A 23,279-nucleotide genomic window follows, 5' to 3' on the forward strand; every position below is an offset into this window, starting at 1 on the left:
CGGATCACCCCGGGGCGGACTCCGCTTGACCTTGACACAGTGGCAGGGTCTTCACTGTGGCCGAGGAGGTGGCGGTCACGATGACCATGCCGGAAGACGACACGAACACGTTGCGCGCTCTTCGAGGATTGGAGGACGGCAACTCGTCGGTGCGGCTCAAGGCGGTACTGGCGGTCGGCACGAACCCGGACCCGCGGTTCATCGACAAGCTCATCGAACGATGCGCGATCGAGCCGGATTTCTACGTGCGCGACATGCTCACGTGGGCGCTCACCCGCCACTCGTCGTCGATGACGGTTCCGAAGCTTGTGGACGAACTTCGTTCGGAGCGTGCGCAGGCGCGGAGCCAGGCGTTGCACACGCTGTCCAAGATCGGAGATCGGCGGGCGTGGCCCGCGATCACACGGGCGCTGCTGACCGACGCCGACGACGAGGTGGCGCGGAGCGCCTGGCGGGCAGCGGTCGTACTCGTGCCCGAGGAGGAAGAATCCGAATTGGCCGAGGTGCTGGCGGCACAGCTCGGACGCGGCGAGCGTGAGACGCAGTTGAGCCTGAGCCGGGCGCTTATCGGGCTCGGTGAGGTGGTCGTGCCGTTCCTGCGCGGCGCGATGCAGAATCAAGACCCTCGCGTGCGTCGGCACGCGATCGCCACGGAACGGCTGCTACGCGATCCGGATGCGGGATTCGAGTTCGCGATCGAGGAGGCGAAGCGCGTCGCGGTCCTCGGCACGGCCGGCCAGGAGGGGTGACAGGCGGTGTTGATCGGTGAGGTGGCGAGACGGTCCGGGGTCAGCGCCCGCATGCTCAGGCATTACGAATCGCTCGGCCTGGTGCGGCCGACCGGTCGCAATGAGGCCGGCTATCGGGAGTACTCCAGCGAGGACATCCGGCGGATCTTCCATATCGAGAGCCTGCGGTCGTTGGGGCTGTCGCTGCGTGAAGTCGGGCGTGCGCTGGACGATCCCGGCTTCACGCCCTCGGAACTCGTCGACGACCTCATCAGCCGTACGCGGGAACGCATCGCGGCCGAGACGGAGCTGCTCACGCGGCTGCGCCGGATCGGTGCCGCGGAACCCACCGGGTGGGAGGACGTTCTCCGGATCGTGGCGCTCCTCCAGGCCCTGGGATCGGAGAGCGCCGGCAAGCGCCAGCACGCGGCCCTGTCCTCGGCCGAGGAGGTTTCGGCGCCCGTGGAAGCTCTGGTCGAGGCGGCGTTGAGTGAGACGGACCCGAACGTCGCCGGAACCCTTCGATGGGCTCTGGCGCGATCGGGCGAGGGCGTGGTGGCGCTACTGGCGGAGGGCCTCGGCTCACCCGTGGCCGAGGTGCGCAAACGTGCCGTCCAGTCCGTCGCCGAGATCGCGGGCGATTCGGCGACCGCACTCCTGCGGGACGCTCTCACGAACTCCGACGTCGTGGTCCGCAGGTGTGCGGCTCTGGCGCTGGGGGCACGCGGAGTCGCCGGCGCGGTCCCGACGCTCATCGACATGATCGTCGAGGGCGCGAACGACGTCGACGCGGCCGATGCGCTGAGCGCGCTGGCGGCCGATCCCGCGCTGGCGGATCAGATCGCCACCGGGCTCGTCGGCCGCCTCGCCAAGGGCGGCGTCGAATCGTCCGCACGCCGGCGGCTGACACAGGCGCTCGCGGACATCCCGGGGGTCACGACCTCACGAGCCCTGGCGGACCTGTCGAACGACGACGACCGTGCCGTCGCGCTCACCGCGACATACCTGCTCACGCTGCGCGGCACGCAATGACGGATCTTGTCTGGGGACCCGTGGAACAGAGGGAAGGTGTTGTTGTCCCACGCGTCCGCGACCTCGTTGATCGTTCGCCGGTCGTACGTCCGTGCGTCTGCCGAGGCCTCCGCGATCTGTACGAGCGACCTGTCCAGCAAGGATCCCAGGGCGCCCAGTGCCGTTCCCCTTCTGATCATCTTTTGCCGGTGTACCGATGAAGGACCGGTTCAGGGCGGGGGGTGGGGAAGTCGCGTAGGGGGCGGAACGGGCTGAGCAGCAGGATCGCGACCGAGAGGAGCTGGATGACGGCCATCAGGATCATGGTCTCACGTACGCCGATCGCGTCTCCGAGCAGTCCGCCGAGCAGCCCGCCGAGGGGGATCGCGCCGTAGTTCAGGGCCGAGGTGCTCGCGGTGATCCGTCCGAACATGCCGGCTGGGCAGTAGTGCTGGCGGAAGGTGCTCGTCAGGATGTTCGAGGCCACGATGCCGAGGCCGGTGCCGAAGCCCGCGGCGCCGAACAGCACCAGACCCGCGCCGCCGGTGCCGATCGGCCCGAGCAGAGCCATCGGTGCGGCGAGCGCCTCGCACAGCAGGAACCCCCGCGCCGTTCCGAACCGCGTGGCCATCCGGCCGGACAGTGCGGCGCCGAACAGCCCGCCCGAGCTCGCCACCGCCAGCACGACGCCCACCTGTCCCGCGCCCGCGCCGAGATCCCGGGTGAGAAACACGATCTGGATCGACGAGTAGCCCATCAAGGCGATGTTGGACATCGCGCTGAAGGCGGTGAGCGTGCGCAGGTACGGATCGTGCGCGACGAACCGTAGCCCGTCGCCGATCTCCGCGCGCAGCCGCCGTTTCGCGTCGGTCTCCCGGCGGGTCTCGCGCGTGCGCACCGAACGCAGGCACACCACGGCGATCGCGAAGCTGGCCGCGTCGGCCAGCACGCCGCTGACCGCGCCGAACCACTGCGCGAGCAGCCCCGCCAGCCCGGGGCCGGCGATCTGCGCGGCCGATTCGCTGCCCTGGAGCTTGGCGTTGGCGTCCAGCAGCCGCTCACGCTCGACCAGGACGGGCAGGTAGGCCCGGTAGGCGAGGGTGAAGAACACCTTCGCCGCGCCGGCGGTCGTCGCCGCCACGAGCAGGTGCGTCGTCGTCAGCACGCCGAGCCATGCCACGATCGGCACGCTCGCGAACACCACCGTCGACACGGTGTTGCACACCAGCATCACCGGCCGTTTCGGCATCCGGTCCACCCACGCGCCCGCGGGCAGCCCGACCAGCAGCCACGGCAGCCACGCGGCCGCGGTCAGCAGCCCGACCGTCAGGGGGCCTGCGTGCAGTGTCACGACGGCGACCAGCGGAAGCGCGATGCCGCCGACGGAACTGCCGAGCGTGCTCGTCGTCTCGCCGATCCACAACAGCCGGAAGTCGCGAGTCGCCGGCAGCCCGCCGCGTACGTCCGGAGTGGTGGTCACGGCCGGCCCGGCACGGCGCGGACGGTGAGGAAGACCAGATTGCGTTCTTCCCCGTCGTCGGGGATCTCCCGGTCGGCCAGCGAGGAGAAGAGGGCGAAGATCTTCTCCTCCAACTCGGCGAGCTCGGCGACCGACAGCCTCGCCCAGTGGTCGGTGGTGAACGCCGCGCGCCGCCACGCCTCCGGATAGCCGTCGCGCTCGGCGAACCACTGCCGTACGAGCGCGGTCTGCCGGTCGAGGACGAGGGATTCCGCCGCCGCGGCCACGGGATCGTCGGGGAAGTCCGACGCCGACCAGCTGAGGACGTCCGGCGACCTGCGCCACCAGCGCTCCCGGCGGTCGCGCGCGAGCTCGGGCACCTCCTCGACGAGTTCGCTCGCGGCGAGGACCTTCAGGTGATGGCTGATGTTGCCGACGGCCTGCCCGGTCCTGCCGGCGAGCACCGACGCCGTCGAGGGCCCGTCCACCCGCAGGATGTCGAGCAGCCGCCGGCGCAGCGGGTGGGACATCGCGGCCAGCACCTTCGAGTCGCGCACTTCACGCGTCGGACGATCGCTCACCCGCTCACCCTAGACATACAAGAGTTATTGTGCAATGGCTCTTGTGCATCTGGGCGCCCTGTCGCGTGGCCACCTGGACACGCCGCGTTCGCACGTGGTGGGGGACGCACGCGAGCCGTCTTTTGCCAAGGCAAGGCCCTACGGGAACCACGAGAAAACCACTCTTTGCGTAGGTTGAATACCCGAGATTCGACGTATCGAGGGCGCCCTATGGCTACTTTCTGGGACCTCAAGCACTGGTTGACCGACGCGATCAACATGCACGACATCCGGGGAATACTCTCCTGCTACAGCCCCAACGCCGTGTATGTGACGCCGTCAGGCGTGGCGGAAGGCCACGAGCAGATCGCCTGGATGTACCAGCAGTTCTTCACGGCCTTTCCGGATTTCCATGTGACGGCCTGGTTCGAGCTCGGCGACTGTGAGAACCCCGCCGTCACGGAGTGGACCTATACCGGCACCCATAAAGGTCCATTCCTGTTGCCGGACGGGCGCGAGATAGAGGGAACGGGCCGTCACATCGCCCTGCGCGCCACCTGCTCGACCTTCGTCAGGGACGACAAGATCGTCACCCACCGCGAATACTTCGACCAGCTGGAGCTCTACAGCCAGCTCGGCTTCGGGCTGACGAAGATCGAGCACAGGTGACCTCGGCCGGGAGGCGTCGTCCTCCCGGCCCGGATCGTCGTCCGCCGGCAGGCGGTCCCGTGTCAGAGCGCGGCGACGATCTCCTCGACGCGCTGCCGGGCGTCGCCGAAGAGCATCCTGCTGTTGTCCCGGAAGAACAGGGGGTTCTGCACCCCGGCGTAGCCCGTGGCCATCGACCGTTTGAAGACGATCACGTTCTCCGCCTCCCACACGCGCAGGACGGGCATCCCGGCGATGGGGCTGCCCGGGTCCTCGACGGCCCCGGGGTTGACCGTGTCGTTGGCGCCGATGACGAGGACGACCGACGTGGTGGCGAAATCGTCGTTGATCTCGTCCATCTCGAGGACGATGTCGTACGGCACCTTGGCCTCGGCGAGCAGGACGTTCATGTGACCGGGCAGGCGGCCGGCGACCGGGTGGATGCCGAAGCGCACCTCGACGCCGCGCTCCCGCAGCCTGCGGGTGAGTTCGGCGACCGGATACTGCGCCTGCGCGACCGCCATGCCGTACCCGGGGGTGATGACGACGGACTTGGCCTCCGTGAGCAGGTCGGCGGTCTCGACGGCGGTGATCTCCCTGTGCTCGCCGTAGTCGTGGTCGCCGCCGGGGCCCGCCTCGATGCCGAAACCCCCGGCGATCACGGAGATGAACGACCGGTTCATCGCCTGGCACATCACGTACGACAGGTAGGCGCCGGACGAGCCGACGAGGGCGCCGGTGACGATCAGCAGGTTGTTGTCGAGCAGGAACCCGGACGCCGCGGCCGCCCACCCGGAGTAGCTGTTGAGCATCGAGACGACGACGGGCATGTCACCGCCGCCGATGGAGGCGACCAGGTGCCAGCCGAGCAGCAGCGCCACGGCGGTCAGCGCGACGAGCAGCCCGAGGTTCGGGGAGACCACGAAGAGCACGGTCAGGACCGCGAACGCCGCGAGCGCGCCCAGGTTCAGGGAGTTCTTGCCCGGCAGCATCATCGGGCGGGAGTCGATCCGGGCCGACAGCTTGAGGAACGCGACGATCGACCCGGTGAAGGTGAGCGCTCCGATGAACACGCCGATGGACACCTCGGCGTGGTGGACGCCCAGCAGCGAGCCGGACACCTCCGCCTGCGCCCCGCCCCCGTTCTCGACCTCCAGGAAGCCGTTCCACCCGACCAGTACGGCGGCGAGACCGACGAAGCTGTGCAGGATGGCGATGAGCTCCGGCATGGCGGTCATCTCGACGATCCGGGCCCGCCAGAGCCCGACGGCGGCGCCGATCGCCATCGCGACCAGGAGCAGGACCACCGCGAGCGTTCCGCTGCCGTCGGCGGTGAGGACGACCGTCGCGGCCAGCGCGATGACCATGCCGGAGATGCCCAGGACGACGCCGGAGCGGGCGGTCTCGTGCTTGGACAGGCCGGCGAGGCTGAGGATGAACAGGAGGGCGGCGACGATGTAGGCGGCCTGCGCGGCCGTGGAGAGGGTCACGGTCAGCTCCTCGTGAACATGCCGAGCATGCGCCGGGTAACGGCGAAGCCGCCGACGATGTTGATGCTCGCCAGCAGGATGGCGACGAATGACAGGACGGCGACGACCGCGCCACCCTGGCCGATCTGGAGCAGCGCGCCGACCACGATGATCCCGGAGATGGCGTTGGTGATCGACATCAACGGCGTGTGCAGCGCGTGGTGGACGTTGCCGATCACGTAGTAGCCGATCACGATCGACAGGACGAAGACGGTGACGTGCTCGATCAGCGCGTTCGGCGAGAAGGCGGTCAGGAGGAACAGCGCGACGGCGACGGCGGCGGTGACCAGATGGCGTCGCCGTCCGGGCGGCGAGGGCGGTCGCCCGGCGGGAGCCGCCGCCGTTTCCCGCACCGGGGCGGAGGCGGCGCTCCCGGCGGGGGCGGTGGGCGCCGCGCTCACCGGCACGGGCGGCGGCGGCCAGGTCTTCTCGCCGTCGCGGACGACGGTCATCGCGCGCTGCACGACGTCGTCGAAGTCCAGCACGAGCCGGCCGTCCTCGCCGGGGGTGAGCAGCTTCATGAGGTTGACGACGTTGGTGCCGTAGAGCTGCGAGGCCTGCGCCGGCAGCCGCCCCGCGAGGTCGGTGTAGCCGATGATGGTCACGCCGTTCTCGGTGACGACCGCCTCCCCGGGCCGGGTGCCCTCGACGTTCCCGCCCTGCGCGGCGGCCATGTCGACGATGACGCTGCCCGGGCGCATGCGCGCCACGTGCCCGGCCGTGAGCAGCCGGGGGGCGGGACGCCCGGGGATCAGGGCGGTGGTGACGACGATGTCCACGTCGGCGGCCTGCTCGGCGTACATCTCGGCGGCGCGGCGGTCGTAGTCCCGGGAGGTCTCCCGGGCGTACCCGTCCGTGCTCGCCGCCTGGGCGACACCGACGTCGAGGAACTCCGCGCCCAGCGACCGCACCTGCTCGGCGACCTCGGGACGGGGGTCGGTCGCCCGCACGACCGCGCCCAGGCTGGTCGCCGTGGCGACGGCCGCCAGCCCCGCCACGCCCGCGCCCGCCACCAGGACCTTGGCCGGGGGGACCTTCCCCGCCGCGGTCACCTGGCCGGTGAAGAACCGCCCGAACGCGTGCGCCGCCTCGATGACGGCGCGATAACCGGCGATGTTCGCCATCGAGCTCAGCACGTCGAGCGACTGCGCACGGGAGACGCGCGGCACGGCGTCCATCGCGAGCACGGTGATCGGCCGTCGCGCGAGCGCGTCGACCAGGTCGGCGTCGGCCGCCGGGCCGATCAGGGAGACGAGCGTGGATCCGTCGTGCAGCGCCGCGATCTCGTCCGCCGACGGCGCGTTCACCTTGAGCACGACGTCGGCGTCCCAGGTCTCCTCGCGGCCGGCGATCCGCGCCCCGGCTGTGGCGTACGCGTCGTCGGTGAAGCCCGACCGTCTGCCCGCGCCCGATTCGACGATCACCTCGTAGCCGAGCGAGACCAGCTGCGGGACGGTCGCCGGGGTGGCCGCCACGCGCGTCTCGCCCGGCGTCGATTCGGCGACCACGCCCAGGCGTTGCGCTGAGTGACTCATCACGGTCCTTTCTGTCGGACGGGTCGGGTTGGCCGACCCTGCGGTCGCCGCCGTCCTCCGCTCACTCGTGGGTCGCGGTGGTATGGAACGGCGGCATGCCACGCGCCGCCGTACGGGCGGCGGTGAAAGGGATGCATGCGATTTGACGTGAATATCGGGAAAATTGTCCCGACTTTCCGGCGTACGGATCAAGGTGTACCTGCCGGCGGCTGTCCACACGGCATGAGTTCTCGATTCTCCCAGTTCAGTGACGCTGTTCAGTGGCGCTCTTCAGTGAGCATTGTTCGGCGGGTGCTGTTCGGCGTGCGCTGTTCGGTGGGTGCCGTTCAGGGGAGTTCGGTCCTCCGCGCTGCAACTTTCATCAGAAGCGCCGGTCGCCCCGGCTCGTCAGGGCGGAAACCCGAGGTCACCGCGGCTCGCGCGGGCGGCCCCCGGAGCCGCCCTGGCGCGAGGCCTCGGGCGGTTGGCATCATTGGCGATCATGGGCGCGGCCGCCGCTCGCCGTGTGGGGCCCAGGGGGAGTAGCAGGTCCGGGATGGACCCCGCTTCGAGCCGTAAGGACACGTGCTCCGAAGCGACAGGACCCCGCGCGGCGAGGACCGGCAGGTGCGAGAGGAGACGGCACGTGACGGCTTTCGTCGAGGAAGCTGAGCACGACCCCGAACGCGGGGAGCGAACCGGGCCGGACGCGGAGGCCGCCGGGCACAAGGCTCTCCCCGGTGGCGAGACCGCCGCCGAACCGCTGCGGCGCAGCGCCACCGTCCGGGACGCCCTGCTGCTGTGGGTGGGCACCAGGGCGGGCATGCTCCTCGTGGCGGTCTACGGAGCCCTGATCGTCTCCGGTCAGAACCACGCCCCGCTGCTGGAGCGGTGGAAACACTGGGACGTCGGCCTGTTCCGGAAGATCGCGGAGTTCGGATACGACGGCGATCCGAAGCTGGAGCCCGATCCCGGGCTGCCGGCCATCTTCCCCGGCATGCCGCTGGCGATGCGCCTGGTGCATCTGGTGGTCGGCGACTGGATCCTGGCCGGCCTGATCATCTCGTTCGTGGCCGGCGCGGTGGCCGTGGTGGCGCTGGCCCGGCTCGCCGACGTCGAAGGGCCCGTCGGCGCGGGCCGCTGGGCCGTCGTGGCGCTGCTGCTGTGCCCGCCCGCCGTCTTCCTGTTCGCCGGTTACTCCGAGGCGCTGTTCCTCGCCTTCGCGCTGCCCGCCTGGCTGGCGGCCCGCCGCCGTGCCTGGCCGCTGGCCTGTGCCCTGGCCGCCGGGGCGTCCTGCGTACGGATCACCGGCCTGTTCCTGGCCGTCGCGCTGATAGTCGAGTTCGTGGTGAGCCGCATCCGGAGGGACGGCTGGGCGGGCTGGCGGCGGGGAGTCTGGCTGGTGCTGCCGTTCGCGCCGCTCTTCGCGTACGCCGCCTATCAGTACTCCCGTACGGGTGACTGGCTGGCCTGGAACAACGCGCAGCAGACCGGATGGGGACGGACACTGGTCTGGCCCTGGGAGGCGTTCCGCACGACCTGGGACTCGACCGGCGGTGACGAAGGGTTCGGGCCGATGTTCCGGCTCGAGATCGCGGCGGCGATCGTCGGGGTGCTGCTGCTCGTCTGGCTGCTCGTCACCCGCCGCTGGGCCGAGTTCGTCTACGTCGGGCTGCAACTGGGCGCGCTGGTCACCTCCACGTTCTACATGTCGATCCCCAGGTCGGCGCTGCTGTGGTGGCCACTGTGGGTGCTCGTCGGCAGGGCGGGCGCCCGTCGCCGTTCGGTCATCATCGTCTACGCCACGGTGATCGGGCCGCTCATGGTGCCGATGCTGATGTCCTTCCTCAACAGCTCCTGGACCGGCTGAACCGCCGCCCTGACGACAGCTCGACACGGTGGTGCCGCCGCCATGGCCACTCCGGGGAGGCGTACGGGTTCGGTGACGTGCGGGCGGGCGAAGACAAATGCAGATGCGGATGTTTCATCCGGCTTGACAGGATCGCGGGGTGGATCGACAACTGCTCAGCGCCATCGCCCATCGTGATCACCCCATCGCCGCGCCCGTCTCGGCCGCCAACCTCGACCGGCTGCTACGCCGGGCCGCGCTGCCGGAGGGTGCGCGCATCCTCGATCTGGGATGCGGCGCGGGCGAGTGGTCGCTCCGGGCGCTCGAACTCGTCCCGTCCGCCGGCGCCGACGGCGTGGACATCTCGCCGCACGCCGTGGCGTCCGCGAACGAGGCGGCCGTCGGACGGGGGCTGGCCGACCGGCTGACGCTGCACACGACGCCTGCCGACGCCTTCACGCCCGCCCAGCCGTACGACCTGGCGCTGTGCGTGGGGTCCACGCACGCCTTCGGCGGGCTCGCGGATACGATGGAGGCGCTCACCCGGTTCGTACGGCCCGGCGGTCTCGCGCTCGTGGGGGAGGGCTACTGGGAACGCCCTCCCGCTCCCGAGGTCGTCGAGGCCGTCGGCGAATATCCGGATCTCGCGGGCACGGTGGAGGCCGCCGAGTCCAAGGGGTGGCTGACCGTCTACGCCCACGTGAGCGACCTGGCGGAGTGGGACGAGTACGAGTGGTCGTGGACCGGCACGCTGGCGCGCTGGGCCGCGGACAACCCGGGCCCCGACGGTGAGCAGGCCCTCGCCGTGATGAAGGAGCATCGCGACATGTGGCTCGGCGGCTACCGGGGCGCCCTCGGTTTCGTCACCCTGCTCCTCCGCCGGATGTGACCCCCGGCGGTCAGCGGCGCAGCAGCCGTACCAGGCGGAACCCCGCGAGGACGCCGACTCCGAGGTGGGCCGTGACGAGGGCGATCTGGAAGACCCGCTGACCGGCCGTGAGGTCGGCGACGTAGCCGCCGTCGTAGAAGCCAGACATGAAGGCGAGCACTCCGGCGACGATCAGGAGGGCCGAGGCCGGGACGGCGACGCCGCGGCGACGCCGGGTCGCGCCGACGACCAGCAGGACCTGCGCGATCATCATGGGAATCGGCGCCGACAGGCGCGCCTGCGGCCCGAGGGCGTCGAGCAGGGTCGGGCTGAGGCCGGCGGACAGGGAGATGATCGCGCCGGCGACGTCCATGGCGATCAGCAGGCCCACGCCGGCGACGAGCGCGGACGCGAGCGGGCGGGCGGCGGGCACGGTGGCGGGTGTGGCGGTGGGTGCGGACATGTCTTCTCCTCGAAGAACGCAGTGAATGGTTGCGGGTTCGAGAGTCCGGCGGGGGACGTCCGGCCGGCATGAGCCGCCGGTCCCGCGCACGACGGGACATCTCGTCCCGTGACGACGGGACACGCGGATGGCAATATCCCCCTCATGACGGACAGATCGGCCAGGCGTGCCGCCGTGGCGGCGGGCGCGCTGCTCGTCCTGGTGCTCGGGACGCTGGTCGTCGAGCCCCGGCTGCGGCAGCTGGGCGTGACGGGGATCGTCGAACGGTTCGACGCCTTCCGCGCGGTCGCGGCGCTGTCGTTCGGCGTACCCGGCCTGTTCGTGGTGGCGCAGCGGCCGGGCAGCCGGGTGGGTTGGGTGATGGTGGCCGTAGGAACGGCTCAGGGGCTCGGGCTCGCCCTCGGCGCGTACGGCCTGCTCGGCATCAACGACGGCGTCAACGACGGCACCGGCGGCATCGACGACGGCGCGGCCGGCGGTGGCGCCGGCCTGCCGGGGGACGACTGGGCGATGTGGGTGTCCAACTCGGTGTGGATCCCCGCCTACCTTCTGGTCCCGACGATCTTCTTGCTGATCTTCCCGGACGGCAGGCTCCCCTCGCGCCGTTGGTGGCCCGCGCTCGCCGCGGCGTACGCCGGCATCGGGGTGCACACGCTCGACTGGATGCTCCGCCCGGTGACCTACGAGCAGGTCCCCGGGCTCTTTCCCAGGGGGTACGCCGGCGTGCTGGCCGGACTCACCGGGGTTCCTGACGCCCTCAGGACCGCGGGCACGGTGTGCACGGTCGGCGCGGTGCTCGCCGCGGTCGGCTCACTCGTCGCCCGCTACCGGTCGGCGGACGAGGAGGTGCGACGGCGGCTCCAATGGGTGCTGGCCGCCGCGCTGCTGACGGTGGGCCTGCTCGGCGTCGCCCTGTTCGTGCCGTGGGGGCCGGTCATCGTGGCGCTCGCCGCCGTGCCCCTGCCGGTGGCGGTGTCGGTGGCCGTCGTCGCGCACCGCCTCTGGGATCTCGATCTCCTGCTGTCGCGTGCGCTCGCGTTCGGCGCCGTCAGCGTCGCCCTGCTGGCCGCGTACGCCCTGGTCGCGGCCACGCTCGGAAACGCGATCGGCTCCGGCGCGTCCGCGCTGATCGTGGCGCTCGCGGTGCACCCTCTCTACCTGCGGGTGTCCGCCGCCGCGAACCGCCTCGTGTACGGCGATCGCGACGACCCGGCGCGTGCGCTGCGCCGCCTCGGTGTGCGGCTCTCGGACGCGGGTGCGCCCGGCGACCTCCTGGAGCGGATGGCCGCGGAGGTCGGGCGGGTCCTGCGCATCCACTACGTGGCCGTCGAGGAGCCGGGTGGGGTCGTGGCCTCCTGGGGCCGCCCCGGCGGCGCCGGCGCCGACTCGACTGAGAGTGTCCCGCTCCTCTACCAGGGCGAGCGGGCCGGCACGCTGGTGCTGGGGGAGCGGCTGCGCCCCAAGGACCGTGCGCTGCTGGCGCAGCTCGCGCCGCACGTCGCGGTGGCCGTGCGGGCGCACCGCCTCGGGGCCGATCTCGAGCGTTCGCATGGGCGGTTGCTTGCGGCCCGGCAGGAGGAGCGTGACCGGCTGCTCTACGAACTCCACGACGGGCTCGGCCCCACGCTGGCGGCCCTCGCTCTGCAGGTGGACCGCGGCCGGCGCCTGGTGGACATCGACCCCGACGGCGCCAAACGGGTTATGGACGAGCTGTCGGGCCGCATTCGCGGCACGGTCGAGAACGTCCGTGCGATCGTCAACGACCTGCGCCCGCCGCCCCTGGACACCCTGGGGCTCACCGGCGCGCTGGCCGAGCTCGGCAGGGGCTTCGCGGGCGACCTCGCGGTCGAGGTGGAGGCCCCGCCCGACCTGCCCGCCCTTCCGCCGCCGGTCGAGCTGGCCGCCTACCGGATCGCGGCCGAGGCCATGACGAACGCCGTACGGCACGCCATGGCGTCCCGGTGCACGGTCAGCCTGCGGGCGAGCGGCGCGCCCGGCGTTCTGGAGTTGCGGGTCGACGACGACGGCGTCGGGGTGGGGGCTCCCGCCCGCAACGGGTTCGGCCTCGCCTCCATGCGGCGCCGGTCCGAGGAGCTCGACGGCACCTTCGAACTGCTCGACCAGGCAGGGGCGGGCACGCACCTGGTCGTACGGCTCCCGCTGGCGGTCCGGTGATCCGCGTCATGGTGGTGGAGGACCACCCGGTGTTCGCCGAAGGGCTGGTCGCGCTCTTCCGCGATCTGCCCGAGGTGGAGGTCGCGGGTGTGGCGGGCACCGGCGAGGCGGCCGTCGAGCTGGTGGACCAGGTCGTTCCCGACGTCGTCCTGATGGATCTGCATCTGCCGGGCATGAGTGGGATCGAGGCGACGTCCCGCATCACGGCCCGGCATCCCGGCGTGGCTGTGCTGGCCCTGACCATGCTGTCCGACGACGCGTCGATCCTCGCCGCCGTACGGGCCGGCGCCCGCGGCTACCTGCTCAAAGAGGCGACACCCGCCGACATCGTGCGCTCGCTGGAGGCGGTGGCCTCGGGGCAGGTCGTGTTCGGCGCGGCAACCGGAAGCAGGGTGCTGGCCGCTCTCACCGCGTCGGCCGTGCGGCCCCGGCCGGTGCCCGAGCTGACGGAACGCGAACTGGAGGTGCTCGACCTCGTCGCCGCCGGTCTCACCAACCACGCCATCGCGCGGCGCCTGTATCTGAGCGAGAAGACCGTACGCAACCACGTGTCGAACATCTTCGCCAAGCTCGGCGTCTCCGATCGTGCCGCGGCGGTGGCACGCGCCAGGGACGCCGGCCTCGGCGGGCGGTAGCGGCCGGCGCCTGTCACCTCCTCACTTCCTCTTGACCGCGATGACGGATTTCACCAGCATGCTGGAGAGTTCCGGAAAGCTTGCGGCGAACCAGCGCCACCGCCGGAGCCGTGTCCTCGCCGCGAACTGCCGGGGGCGTCGACGAAACGGCTTCTCAAGGCGTGCAGTCGGCTCACGCACTCTCCTCGGTGCACACGGAAATTCGGAGTTTCTGGCGGGGCTTCTGAAATACCGCCGAATCGGCTGCGGAATGTCGCGGGACTTCAGCGCGAAGAGCACCGGAAACCGGCGCGGCATGCCGTCGCGGCGGGTGCGTACAGTGAAGAGGTGCTGATCCACCCCTGGGACGCCGGCACGGACGAGGAGGCGCTGGCCTTCGTCCGCGCGAACGAGTTCGGCCACCTCATCGCGTCCGGACGTGACCGCGACGTGCCGGTGGTCGTGCCGACGCAGTTCCTCCTCACCGACGCGTCCACGATCCTGCTGCACCTCGCCCGGCCGAACCCCGTCTGGGCGGCGATCGAGGAGAACCCCGCCGTGGTCATGGCCGTGGCCGGCGACTGGGCGTACGTCGAGGGGGCGTGGAAGGCGCTGCCCGGCGCCGGCGAGGATCCCCGGCTCGGCGTCCCCACGACCTACTACGCGGCCGTCCAGCTGGTCTGTCACGCGGAGATCGTCGACGACCCCGATGGGAAGCTCGGCATCCTGCGTGCCCAGCTCGCCCGCCTGGACCACGATCTCGCCGACCCCGCCGAGCATCACCGGCGCCTGCCGGGCATCCGCGGCCTCCGGCTGATCGTCCAGAAAATCAACGGCAAGTTCAAGTACGGCGGGAACGTGGACGAGGACCACCGCCGATACGTCGCGGAACGCCTCGCGGAGCGGGGCGGCCCCGGCGACCGCGCCGCCCGCGAGCAGCTCCTGCGACGGCTCCGCTGACCCCGCAGGAGGCCGGCGCGGTGCCGCCACAGGCCCGTTGCGGATCGGCGTATCCCGTGCCGCCATGGCCGGCATTCCCCACCGCCCGCGGAGCCGATACTCGGTGTAGGTCGCGCGGTGAGTAGGAGACGGTATGTGGCAAGAGGGGTGCCGGGCGGCTATCGGATCTGGGACAACAAAGCCCGCCGATGGTGGGGAGACCTCTACGAGCTGTGCCCCGACGATCTGCTGAACGAACTGAACGGCGGCGCGAACCACGAGAAGATCACGGCACTGCTCAAACGGTACCGAGCCCTCAAGCGCTGATCCGTCGCCTGCGTTGTGGTGGGCATACGCCCGATCCGGCCGTGCGCGTGCTAAGAACTCGCACGACCGCGCCGGGGTGCGCGACTTGTCGTACCGGAGGTGTAGAAGTGTGGCGTGGCTGCTGAGACGACCTGGGCGCAGGTGCTCGCCTGGAGGCTGAGACGGCAGTTCGTCGAGCCCGCGGGCGGCGGCGACGCGGTGACGATCGCCCGGCGGCTGTGCGGGGTGCAGGCGCAGGTCGCCTCGTCGGCGGCGCTGGCCGTGGCCGTACGGCACGCGAGCCCGCGTCCGGGAGAGATCGAGGACGCCCTGTGGCGTGACCGCACGCTGGTCAAGACCTGGACGATGCGCAGCACGCTCCATCTCCTGCCCGTCGACGAGTTCCCCGCCTACCGAGCGGCCCTCGGGGCGCTCCGGTTCTGGGAGAAGGCCTCCTGGCAGCGCGGTCACGGAGTGTCCGCCGCGGAGATCGAGGCCGTCGTGGACGCCGTTCCGCGCGCGTTGTCCGGCCGGGTGCTGACCCGCGAGGAACTGGTCGAGGCGGTCATCGAGGTGACCGGGGACGCTCATCTGCGCGAGGCCCTCACGTCCGGCTGGGGCGCGCTGCTCAAGCCGCTCAGCTTCCTGGGCGAGCTGTGTTACGGCCCGCCGCGCGACCGAAGGGTCACCTTCACCACCCCGGCCGACTGGCTTCCGGGCGGCCGAGGGGAGGTGCTCTCGCCGGAGGAAGGGGGAGCGCGGGTGCTCCGCGCGTTCCTCGGCGCCCACGGCCCGGCCACCCCCCGGATGTTCGACGCCTGGCTGCTGCGCGGCGTCACACCGAAGGCCGTGCTGCGCGGGTGGTTCGGGGAGCTGGAGGATGAGCTCGCGCAGGTCGAGGTGGACGGCATGCCCGCCGTGCTGCCGGCGGAGCTTCTCGACGACCTGCTGGCCTGCCCGCCGTCGGAGGACGTGCACCTGCTGCCCGGCTTCGACCAGTTCATCCTGGGTGCGCCGCGCGACCTGGAACCGCTCCTGCCGGCGTCCGCGCGGCCCAAGGTGAGCCGGGCGGCGGGGTGGATCTCGCCCGTGGTGGTCTACCGGGGCCGGGTGGCGGGGGTGTGGGAGGCCAAGGAGGGGCGTCCCGTCGTCGAGCTCTTCGAACCGGTGCCGGAGCACCTCCTGGCCGCGGAGACCGACCGCGTCACCACGCTCCTCGACGGGCTGTAGCCCGCGGCCGGGGTCGCGGCCGGTCAGGTCACCTCCTTGCGGAGCAGGCGGACCAGGCCCGCGGCCATGGGGATGACGATCCAGAAGACGGCCGACGTGGCGAGCCGGGCTCCCTCACCCCAGGTCATGTCGCCACTGGTCAGCGGAGCACACGTGGTGTTGAGGTCGAGCCACTCGGCGAGGGCGGCGCCGACCGGGCCGAGCCTGCCGACGACGGCCCACAGGACCGGCGTCGTCAGGCTGATCACGATCGCGGCGGGTGCGTTGAGGAGCAGCGCGCCGAGGGCGAGGCCCTGCGCGGCCACGAGCACGTTCACTCCGGTCCAGCCGAGCAGCCAGATCGGCTGGACGTCCCAATCGGCGGGAATGCCGCCGACCTCGGCCACGACGGCCGTGACCGGCACCGCGACCAGCATGGCGAACAGTGAGAGCGCCACCGCCGCGACCAGGGGCGGCACGCTCTTGGCGGCGAGGACGCGATGGCGGCGCGGTTCGAGCACGAAGGTGGTCAGCGCCGTGCGGTGCGTCCACTCGCCGGTCATGGTGAGGATGGCGAGCACCGGGAGCAGGGTGCCGAGGGCGATCCCGGCGGTGCCCGCCAGGGTCTGCGGCTTCGGCCTGACGACTGCGCCGCGCGCGACGACCGACGCGACCACCAGCCCGACCATGACCAAAGTGATGATCATTCCGCTGCGGGTGTCGACGAGCTTGCGGGCTTCGACCGCAAGCAGCCTGCGGAACGGGATCGGCCGGTCGGCGTTCGCTGTGCCGTTCACTGTGCCGTTCACTGTGGCGTCCAACGTGTCGTCTTCCGTGACGGGGCTCGGCGTGGCCCGCGTGATGTCGTGGGGGTGGTGGCCGGCGCGGGTCATGCGGCGCCCCGGCCCGCGTCGACGCCCGGGAACGTGCCGGTGCCCGGGCTCCGGTCGGTGTGCGCGGTCAGTTCGAGGAAGGTCTGTTCGAGGCCGCGGCCCCGGCTCAGCTCCTCGACCGTGCCCTGGGCGAGCACCCGTCCACGGCCGATCATCACGATGCGGTCCGCCACCTGTTCCACCTCGTGCAGCAGGTGCGAGCTGAGCAGCACGGCGCATCCGGAGTCCGCGAGGTGGCGCAGCAGCAGGCGCATCCAGTGGATGCCCTGAGGGTCGAGGCCGTTGGCGGGTTCGTCCAGGATGAGCACCTCGGGATCGCCCAGCAGGGCGTGGGCGATGCCGAGCCGCTGCCGCATCCCGAGTGAGTAGCCGCCGATCCTCCGCCGGCTCTCCCGTTCGGTCAGGCCCACCAGGTCGAGCACCTCGCCGACCCGCGTCCTCGGCAGTCCGAGGGTCATCGCGCCGAGGGTCAGGACCTCCCTGCCGGTGCGGCCCGGGTGCCGGGCCCCCGCGTCGAGCAGGGTGCCGGCCCGCAGGCCCGGGCAGGCCATCTCGGCGTACGGCAGGCCGAGCACGGTCGCGGAACCGGAGGAGGGCCGAGAGAGCCCCACCAGTACGCGCAGGGCCGTCGACTTCCCGGCGCCGTTGGGCCCGAGGAAGCCGGTGACGCTCCCGGGCCCGACGGCGAAGGTGACGTCGTCGAGCGCCCGCACCTTCCCGTAGATCTTGCTGACGTGTCTGAACTCGATCATGCCACTCAGTGCACCGCGCGGGCGGGCGCCGCCGCATCGGACCGGGGTCCGGTGCGTCTCGACGCGGGGCGCGGCCTTTCGCGTCTCGGCGATACCCGCGGCTGTCCACAGGTCGACCCAGGTCGCTAAAACCTGTCCGGTGCGGTCCATAAGCTGTGGGGCTGTGCACGGCCGACCGGACTACCAGCCACCCCTGGACAGGTGGGGTGTCGCGCTGCGTTACCTGTGTGCCGTGGTGCCGATGCTCTTCAACGGCATCGTGCTGGCCTGGCTCGTCTTCCGGGACGGCGACCGTCTTCCGCAGGTGCTGATCGACACGACGCTCGGCCTGACCGGGCTGGTCCTGATGGGGTGGCGGCGCCGGTGGCCGTGGCAGATCGCTCTGGCGACCGCCCTGCTGACCACGGTCTCGTCCACGGCGACCGGCCCCGCGTACGTCGCGTACGTGTCCCTGGTGACCCATCGCCGGTGGAGCCGGACGATCCCGATCGCGGCCGCGTACGTGGTGTCCCTGCTGGTCGGCGGATCTCTGGGCGGCATCGACCAGGCCACGGTCGTCTCCTCGGTGACGGGGCTGACGATTCTCGGCGGGCTGACCGTGTTCGGCCTCTACCTGCGCGGACGCCGCGATCTGGAGCTGTCGCTGCGCGAGCGGGCGCGGGCCGCCGAGCGTGAGCAGCGGCAGCGCATCGACCAGGCGCGGCTGGCGGAACGCGTCAAGATCGCCCAGGAGATGCACGACGTGCTCGCGCACCGGATCTCCCTGCTGGCGATGCTGGCCGGCGGCCTGGCCTACCGGACCGACCTCGGCCCGGAGCAGACGCGCGAGGCCGCGCTGGCCATCCAGGAGAACGCGCACCAGTCGCTCAACGAGCTGCGCACGGTGCTGCGCACGCTCCGCGACGACGGCGCCGTGGAGGCGCCGCAGCCCGGCCTGAGCCATCTGGAGGCGTTGTTCGGCGAGGTCCGCGCCGCCGGCCAGCGAGTCGAGGTGGACGACAGCATCGACGGCCGGGAGTCGCTGCCCGCGCACACGGGCCGGCACGCCTACCGGATCGTGCAGGAGGCGCTGACCAACGCGCGCAAGCACGCGCCGGGCGCGAGGGTCACCGCCGAACTCGGCGGCCGGGCGGGGGAGGGCCTGCGGATCCGGGTGACGAACCCCACGCGCCCCGGCTCGGCCCCCGGCCCCGGCGGCAGGCTCGGCCTGGTGGGCCTGGCGGAGCGGACGAGGATGGCCGGCGGCACCTTCAGCCATACGATCCAGGACGGGCGCTTCATCCTTGATGTCCGATTGCCATGGGAGGCTGCGGATCGTGACCCGGCTGGTGATAGTGGATGACGACGCGATGGTGCGGACCGGGCTGCGTCTGATCCTCGGCGGCGAACCCGACTTCGACATCGTCGGGGAGGCCGAAGACGGGCTGCGCGCGATGGACGTGATCCGCGACCTGCGTCCCGACGTGGTGCTGCTGGACATCCGGATGCCCAACCAGGACGGGCTGACGACCACCGAGCTGCTGCGGGCCCAGCCCGGCCCGCCGCGGATCCTCGTGCTCACCACGTTCGACGCCGACGACATGGTGCTGCGGGCCCTGCGGCTCGGCGCCGACGGCTTCCTGCTGAAGGACACCCCGCCGCCCCGGATGATCGAGGCGGTCCGCGCTGTGGCGACGGGGGAGCCGGTGCTGTCTCCGAGCGTGGCCCGGCAGGTGATCGCCGCGGCGACCGGCGGGCCGGGACCGGCACTCCCACAGGCGAGGGAGGAGCTGGGCCGGCTCACCGAGCGCGAACTCGAGGTCGCGGTCGAGGTGGCGCACGGCAGGTCGAACGCCGAGATCGCCGAACGTCTCTACATGAGCGTCGCCACCGTGAAGGCGAACATCACCAGGATCTTCGCCAAGCTCGGCACGGACAACCGCGTCCAGGTGGCGATGAAGGTGCGCGACGCCGGTCTCCTGTGAGCGCACCCCTCGACCGCCGGTTCGGCTGTGACTGCCCGCGCCCGCGTCCGCCGTCCGGCTGCGCCGGTCCGCGACGGCATTCGGCGTCGGGGTGGCGTCGGGGTGGCGGCAGGGTGCGCGGCCCGTCACGGGGACGGCGACCGGGAAGCCGGGCCGGCGATCAGTCCAGCCAGGCGGCAGGGGAGGGCAGGCGCCGGTCGAGTTCGTCCCACAGACCCGCCGGGATCGGGAGGGTGGCGAGGCGCACAGTCTCCTCGATCCGCTCGGGCTCCGAGACGCCGACGATGGTGGACGTCACCCGGGGGTCGCGCAGCGAGAACTGCAGCGCGGCGGCGGCGAGTGGCACGCCGTGCTCGTCGCAGGCCCGTCGCATGGCGCGGACCGCGTCCCTGACGGCCTCGCCGGTGTCCCGGTAGGCGTAGCGGGGCTGGGCGTCGGGTCCCTTGACCAGCATCCCGCCCCCGTACGGCGCGCCGTTGACGAAGGCGACGCCGCGATCGCGGGCCTCGTCGAGCAGCGGATCGGCCTCGCGGTTGACCAGCGTCCAGCGATTGTGGCTGATCACGGCGTCGAACGCGCCGGTCGCGACGTAGTCGCGCAACAGGCCGATCGGGCCGCCCGCGATGCCGATGTGGCCGGCGACGCCGGCGTCCCGCAGCGCCACCAGTGCCTGCACCGCCCCGCCGGGGCCCATGGCCTCCTCGAACGTGATGTGGAATTCGGGGTCGTGCAGGTACAGCAGCGGCACGCGATCGACGCCGAGCCGCTCCAGGCTCTCCTCGGCCGACCGGCGCACGCGCTCGCCGGAGAAGTCGCCGGTGTCGGGGTCCGCGTCGACCTTGGTGGCCAGGACGAACCCGGCGGGGACGCCGCCGCGCTGCCGGACCACGGCGCCGATGCGTCGTTCCGCGCTGCCGCCGCCGTAGTTGTTCGAGGTGTCGAGGAAGTTGAACGGCCCGTCGAACACGGCTTCCACGGTGGCCCGCGCGCGCTGCTCGCCGACCTCGTAGCCGTACAGTCCCGGCATGCTCGCCAGGGGACTGGTGCCGACGCAGATCGGCGTCACCGCCAGGCCGGTGCGTCCGAACGGCCGGCGCACCGAAGGGCCGGGGACCGGCAGGTCGTCGAGGGGCATCAGGGGTGTCCTTCCGTCAGGAGCCGTCGCCCTGACCGGGCGCCAGCCGGGCCACGGCCGCCGAGGCGAGCCGGTGTCCTTCCGCCAGCCGGGCCAGCACCGCGTCGGTCGCGGCGTCGGGCCTGGTCTCCTCCGGATGGGCGGACCGCCAGGCGTGCAGCCGCCTGGCCCCTTCCGCCCAGGTCACGACCGGCCGGAACGACGGGACGAACCGCCTGATCTTCGTGGTGTCGAACAACGCGGTGTGCTGGAGGTCGCCGACGATCAGGTCGGACCAGAACCAGTCCGGCGCGATGACCGGCAGGAACTCCGCGGGCAGGTGGAGGAGCCGGGCCGGCGTCGCGGTCGTCCGCCCGATGACCTCGTAGATCTCGTTCCAGGTCAGCGCCTCGTCGGAGGTGATGTGGAAGTCCTCGCCGACCGCCTGCCAGGCGCCGATCAGACCGACGAGGCCGACGGCGAAGTCGTCCGCGTGCGTGAGGGTCCACAGGTTGGTGCCGTCGCCGGGCACCACGATCTCGTCGCCGCGTGCGACCCGGTCCCACGCCGTCCAGTCGCCGGGCAGCGGCGGGTGCGCGTCGTCGTAGGTGTGCGAGGGGCGGACGATCGTGACGGGGAAGTCGCGCTCGTCGTAGGCGCGGCGCAGGACGTCCTCGGCCGCGATCTTGTCCCGGGCGTACGTGAGGTAGGGGTTGCGGCGTGTGGTCGACTCCGTGAACGGCGCCCGCCGCACCGGCTTGTGGTAGATGGACGCGCTGCTGATGTAGATGTACTGGGCGGTGTGGCCGTCCAGCAGGTCCACGGCCGCCGCGGTGTCCTCGGCGGTGAAGCCGAGGAAGTCGACGACGCAGTCGTACGTCGTCCCGGCCAGGGCGCGGCGCAGCGCGTCGCGGTCCCGCACGTCGGCGGTGAGCGACGTGACGCCCTCGGGCAGGGGACGGCGCCGGGCGGTGGTGCCCCGGTTGAGCACGTGGACGTCAAGGCCCCGGCGCACCGACTCGGCCACACAGGCCGAGCTGATCGTCCCGGTGCCGCCGATGTAGAGGACCTTCACGCGGACTCCGAATCGTGTGGCGGTTGACGGGCCGTGCCGCACCCGGTCGTGCGGGTGCCGGCCAGCCCAAAACTTTCGGGAAATTTGTGAAAATTGTCGGGTTCGGCAGCAACTTAGGACGCGACGTCATCCCACGTCAAGAGCGCCTGCCACCCCACACCTCGGGGCCTGCCCGCCGTCGGTGACGCCGTCCCGCCGTCATCTGGAAAGAGATCGTGTCGCGTCGTTCAGCCGGCCAGGAGCTCGCGGATGCGCGCGGCGTACGCGCGGGGGTGGGTGGTGTTGCCGTTGTGCCCGCCCGGGAATTCCCGCGCCTCGACCCCGAGGAGCGTGGCGAGCTCCCGCGCGCACCGGTAGTCGAAGACATGCCGGGGCGTGGTGCGGCCGAAGGCCGGGATGACGCGGACCGGGGTGTCCCCAAGCGCGGCGGCGTCCAGCGTGTCGTGGGCGATCGCGGTGAAGTCGTTGCGGATGAAGAAGTCGAAGCCGGCCCGCCGCCGGTCGTCCAGCGGATGCGGGGTCAGCCCGGGCTCGGTGTCCTGGGCGACGGGGTCGATCCCCAGCGTCTCCGCTATCTTGACGAACGCGTCGGCGAGCCCGCGCTCACGATAAAGGCGCTGCAGGTCCTCCAGCTCCCGCACGTGACGGGCGCGTTCGGAGGCGCGCAGGAGCCCCGGGGTCACCGGCTCGTGTGCGATCAGGGTGCCGAGCTGTCCGGGATGCTCGACGGCGAGGTGCAATCCGATGGCCGCGCCGAAACTGCATCCGAGCATGTGCGCCGGTCGGTCGGTCACGGCGGAGAGCAGGCGGTGGACATCGTCCACGTGGTCGGCCATGGTCGCGCCGCGGCCGGGGTCGTCGAGGCTGCTGCGCGACAGGCCGCGCCGGTCGTAGGTGACGACGGTGTGGTCCCCGGCGAGGTGGCGGACCAGGTCGGTGGCGCGGTCCGCGTCGCCCTCGCCGCTCTGTGAGATGAGGAGCACGGGCCCGGCGCCGTGCATCTCGTAGTAGATGGCGGCGCCGTTGGTGCGGAGCATGCCGTTCATGAGGTCGTCCTCTCGGATCGGGTGATCCGGACGATATTCCATCAAACCTGATACATCAAATCTGATGTATTGTGGAGTGATGAACGGAGTCGACCTCTTCCTGCTCGGCAGGACCCTCATGAAGATCGGCGAAGAGGCCATGCCGGTCGCGGACATCGCGCCGTCGGGTGCGACGCAGGCCGCGGGCGTCCGGACCGTGCTGGTGGTCGTCGCCGACCTGCGCGCTCATCCGGAGACCTCCGTCGGGGAGATCGCGGCTCGCACGGGGCTGCCGCAGAGCGCGGTGTCGGGGGCCGTCGCCCGGCTCAAGGAGGCCGGGGCGGTCGTGACGGCCCCCGATCCGGCCGACCGCCGCAGGGTCCTGATCAGGCAGGCGCCCGGGCGGCCGGCGCGCGTGGAGGCGGTGCGGGCGGCCGGGATCGAGGAGCCCCTCGCGGCGGCTCTGGGCACCGACGACCCGGCGCAGGTCGCCGAGGTCGTCGCGGCGCTCGAGTTCCTCGCCCGCCGTCTCGCGCCGGGGTCGGCCGCCCGCCGTCCCTGAGCCCGGGGGCCGCCCGGATCGG

The 23,279-nt window shown here is 71.7% G+C and carries 23 protein-coding genes; 13 read left to right on the forward strand and 10 right to left on the reverse strand.

All coding sequences use genetic code 11. The features are described from left to right. Window positions 1-56: 56 nt before the first annotated feature. The gene (locus BXA11_RS11640; protein WP_308441031.1) at window positions 57-749 is read left to right on the forward strand and encodes a HEAT repeat domain-containing protein; all 693 of its coding nucleotides are present in this window, start codon (window positions 57-59) and stop codon (window positions 747-749) included. Between the two features lie 6 nt (window positions 750-755). Beyond that, a complete protein-coding gene (locus BXA11_RS11645; protein ID WP_076434497.1) occupies window positions 756-1,760 on the forward strand; it encodes a MerR family transcriptional regulator in 1,005 nt (334 codons plus the stop codon). A 175-nt stretch (window positions 1,761-1,935) separates the two neighbouring features. On the opposite strand, the gene BXA11_RS11650 is transcribed toward BXA11_RS11645, so the two are convergent. Continuing rightward, complete coding sequence (locus tag BXA11_RS11650) at window positions 1,936-3,219, reverse strand: MFS transporter (protein ID WP_076434498.1); 1,284 nt, start codon at window positions 3,217-3,219, stop codon at window positions 1,936-1,938. Next, window positions 3,216-3,779 carry a winged helix-turn-helix domain-containing protein gene (locus BXA11_RS11655; protein ID WP_083744156.1) on the reverse strand — a complete coding sequence of 188 codons (564 nt, stop codon included), beginning with the start codon at window positions 3,777-3,779 and terminating at the stop codon, window positions 3,216-3,218. The genes BXA11_RS11650 and BXA11_RS11655 overlap by 4 nt, the downstream gene beginning before the upstream one ends. A gap of 210 nt (window positions 3,780-3,989) precedes the next feature. Between BXA11_RS11655 and BXA11_RS11660 the strand changes: the two genes are divergently transcribed. Beyond that, the gene (locus BXA11_RS11660; protein ID WP_076434499.1) at window positions 3,990-4,427 is read left to right on the forward strand and encodes an ester cyclase; all 438 of its coding nucleotides are present in this window, start codon (window positions 3,990-3,992) and stop codon (window positions 4,425-4,427) included. Between the two features lie 62 nt (window positions 4,428-4,489). On the opposite strand, the gene pntB is transcribed toward BXA11_RS11660, so the two are convergent. Then, complete coding sequence (gene pntB / locus BXA11_RS11665) at window positions 4,490-5,896, reverse strand: Re/Si-specific NAD(P)(+) transhydrogenase subunit beta (protein WP_076434500.1); 1,407 nt, start codon at window positions 5,894-5,896, stop codon at window positions 4,490-4,492. A 2-nt stretch (window positions 5,897-5,898) separates the two neighbouring features. Then, window positions 5,899-7,470, reverse strand: a complete 1,572-nt coding sequence (locus BXA11_RS11670) for a Re/Si-specific NAD(P)(+) transhydrogenase subunit alpha (protein WP_076434501.1) — start codon at window positions 7,468-7,470, stop codon at window positions 5,899-5,901. 625 nt (window positions 7,471-8,095) lie between these two features. Between BXA11_RS11670 and BXA11_RS11675 the strand changes: the two genes are divergently transcribed. Beyond that, window positions 8,096-9,319 (forward strand): hypothetical protein, encoded by a 1,224-nt coding sequence (locus BXA11_RS11675; protein WP_239104926.1) that lies wholly within the window; start codon window positions 8,096-8,098, stop codon window positions 9,317-9,319. 139 nt (window positions 9,320-9,458) lie between these two features. After that, window positions 9,459-10,187, forward strand: coding sequence for an SAM-dependent methyltransferase (locus tag BXA11_RS11680; protein ID WP_076434502.1), 729 nt, complete (start codon window positions 9,459-9,461; stop codon window positions 10,185-10,187). 10 nt (window positions 10,188-10,197) lie between these two features. On the opposite strand, the gene BXA11_RS11685 is transcribed toward BXA11_RS11680, so the two are convergent. Then, window positions 10,198-10,629 (reverse strand): hypothetical protein, encoded by a 432-nt coding sequence (locus tag BXA11_RS11685; RefSeq protein ID WP_076434503.1) that lies wholly within the window; start codon window positions 10,627-10,629, stop codon window positions 10,198-10,200. Between the two features lie 144 nt (window positions 10,630-10,773). Here BXA11_RS11685 and BXA11_RS11690 point away from each other — a divergent pair, with 144 nt between their 5' ends. From BXA11_RS11690 to BXA11_RS11710, 5 genes are all read left to right on the forward strand, one after another. Beyond that, window positions 10,774-12,804 (forward strand): GAF domain-containing sensor histidine kinase, encoded by a 2,031-nt coding sequence (locus BXA11_RS11690; protein WP_076434504.1) that lies wholly within the window; start codon window positions 10,774-10,776, stop codon window positions 12,802-12,804. Next, window positions 12,801-13,439 (forward strand): response regulator, encoded by a 639-nt coding sequence (locus BXA11_RS11695; protein ID WP_030505623.1) that lies wholly within the window; start codon window positions 12,801-12,803, stop codon window positions 13,437-13,439. The genes BXA11_RS11690 and BXA11_RS11695 overlap by 4 nt, the downstream gene beginning before the upstream one ends. Before the next feature lie 327 nt (window positions 13,440-13,766). Further along, window positions 13,767-14,378, forward strand: a complete 612-nt coding sequence (locus tag BXA11_RS11700; protein ID WP_076434506.1) for an FMN-binding negative transcriptional regulator — start codon at window positions 13,767-13,769, stop codon at window positions 14,376-14,378. A 135-nt stretch (window positions 14,379-14,513) separates the two neighbouring features. Then, window positions 14,514-14,684, forward strand: a complete 171-nt coding sequence (locus BXA11_RS11705) for a hypothetical protein (RefSeq protein WP_142560045.1) — start codon at window positions 14,514-14,516, stop codon at window positions 14,682-14,684. Window positions 14,685-14,798: 114 nt separating this feature from the next. Then, window positions 14,799-15,893: a winged helix DNA-binding domain-containing protein gene (locus BXA11_RS11710; RefSeq protein WP_239104925.1), complete on the forward strand. Its 1,095-nt coding sequence runs from the start codon at window positions 14,799-14,801 to the stop codon at window positions 15,891-15,893. A gap of 23 nt (window positions 15,894-15,916) precedes the next feature. On the opposite strand, the gene BXA11_RS11715 is transcribed toward BXA11_RS11710, so the two are convergent. After that, window positions 15,917-16,765, reverse strand: a complete 849-nt coding sequence (locus BXA11_RS11715; RefSeq protein WP_083744157.1) for a hypothetical protein — start codon at window positions 16,763-16,765, stop codon at window positions 15,917-15,919. Further along, complete coding sequence (locus tag BXA11_RS11720; RefSeq protein ID WP_076434508.1) at window positions 16,762-17,517, reverse strand: ABC transporter ATP-binding protein; 756 nt, start codon at window positions 17,515-17,517, stop codon at window positions 16,762-16,764. Before BXA11_RS11720 ends, BXA11_RS11715 begins: the two co-directional genes overlap by 4 nt. Window positions 17,518-17,680: 163 nt before the next feature. On the opposite strand from BXA11_RS11720, the gene BXA11_RS11725 reads away from it, so the two are divergent. Together BXA11_RS11725 and BXA11_RS11730 are read left to right on the forward strand one after the other, a co-directional pair. Beyond that, window positions 17,681-18,859, forward strand: coding sequence for a sensor histidine kinase (locus BXA11_RS11725; protein ID WP_076434509.1), 1,179 nt, complete (start codon window positions 17,681-17,683; stop codon window positions 18,857-18,859). After that, on the forward strand, window positions 18,834-19,481 hold the full coding sequence (locus tag BXA11_RS11730; protein ID WP_239104924.1) for a response regulator: 648 nt from the start codon (window positions 18,834-18,836) through the stop codon (window positions 19,479-19,481). Before BXA11_RS11725 ends, BXA11_RS11730 begins: the two co-directional genes overlap by 26 nt. A gap of 160 nt (window positions 19,482-19,641) precedes the next feature. Here BXA11_RS11730 and BXA11_RS11735 read toward each other — a convergent pair whose 3' ends face one another. From BXA11_RS11735 to BXA11_RS11745, 3 genes are all read right to left on the reverse strand, one after another. Next, window positions 19,642-20,616 carry an aldo/keto reductase gene (locus BXA11_RS11735; RefSeq protein WP_076434511.1) on the reverse strand — a complete coding sequence of 325 codons (975 nt, stop codon included), beginning with the start codon at window positions 20,614-20,616 and terminating at the stop codon, window positions 19,642-19,644. A 16-nt stretch (window positions 20,617-20,632) separates the two neighbouring features. Continuing rightward, the gene (locus BXA11_RS11740; RefSeq protein ID WP_076434512.1) at window positions 20,633-21,670 is read right to left on the reverse strand and encodes an NAD-dependent epimerase/dehydratase family protein; all 1,038 of its coding nucleotides are present in this window, start codon (window positions 21,668-21,670) and stop codon (window positions 20,633-20,635) included. Window positions 21,671-21,897: 227 nt separating this feature from the next. After that, window positions 21,898-22,716 carry an alpha/beta fold hydrolase gene (locus BXA11_RS11745; protein WP_239104923.1) on the reverse strand — a complete coding sequence of 273 codons (819 nt, stop codon included), beginning with the start codon at window positions 22,714-22,716 and terminating at the stop codon, window positions 21,898-21,900. Between the two features lie 79 nt (window positions 22,717-22,795). Here BXA11_RS11745 and BXA11_RS11750 point away from each other — a divergent pair, with 79 nt between their 5' ends. Beyond that, on the forward strand, window positions 22,796-23,257 hold the full coding sequence (locus tag BXA11_RS11750; protein WP_076434513.1) for a MarR family winged helix-turn-helix transcriptional regulator: 462 nt from the start codon (window positions 22,796-22,798) through the stop codon (window positions 23,255-23,257). The last annotated feature ends 22 nt before the right edge of the window (window positions 23,258-23,279 follow it).

The organism is Microbispora rosea, assembly GCF_900156315.1.
Taxonomy (GTDB): domain Bacteria; phylum Actinomycetota; class Actinomycetes; order Streptosporangiales; family Streptosporangiaceae; genus Microbispora; species Microbispora rosea.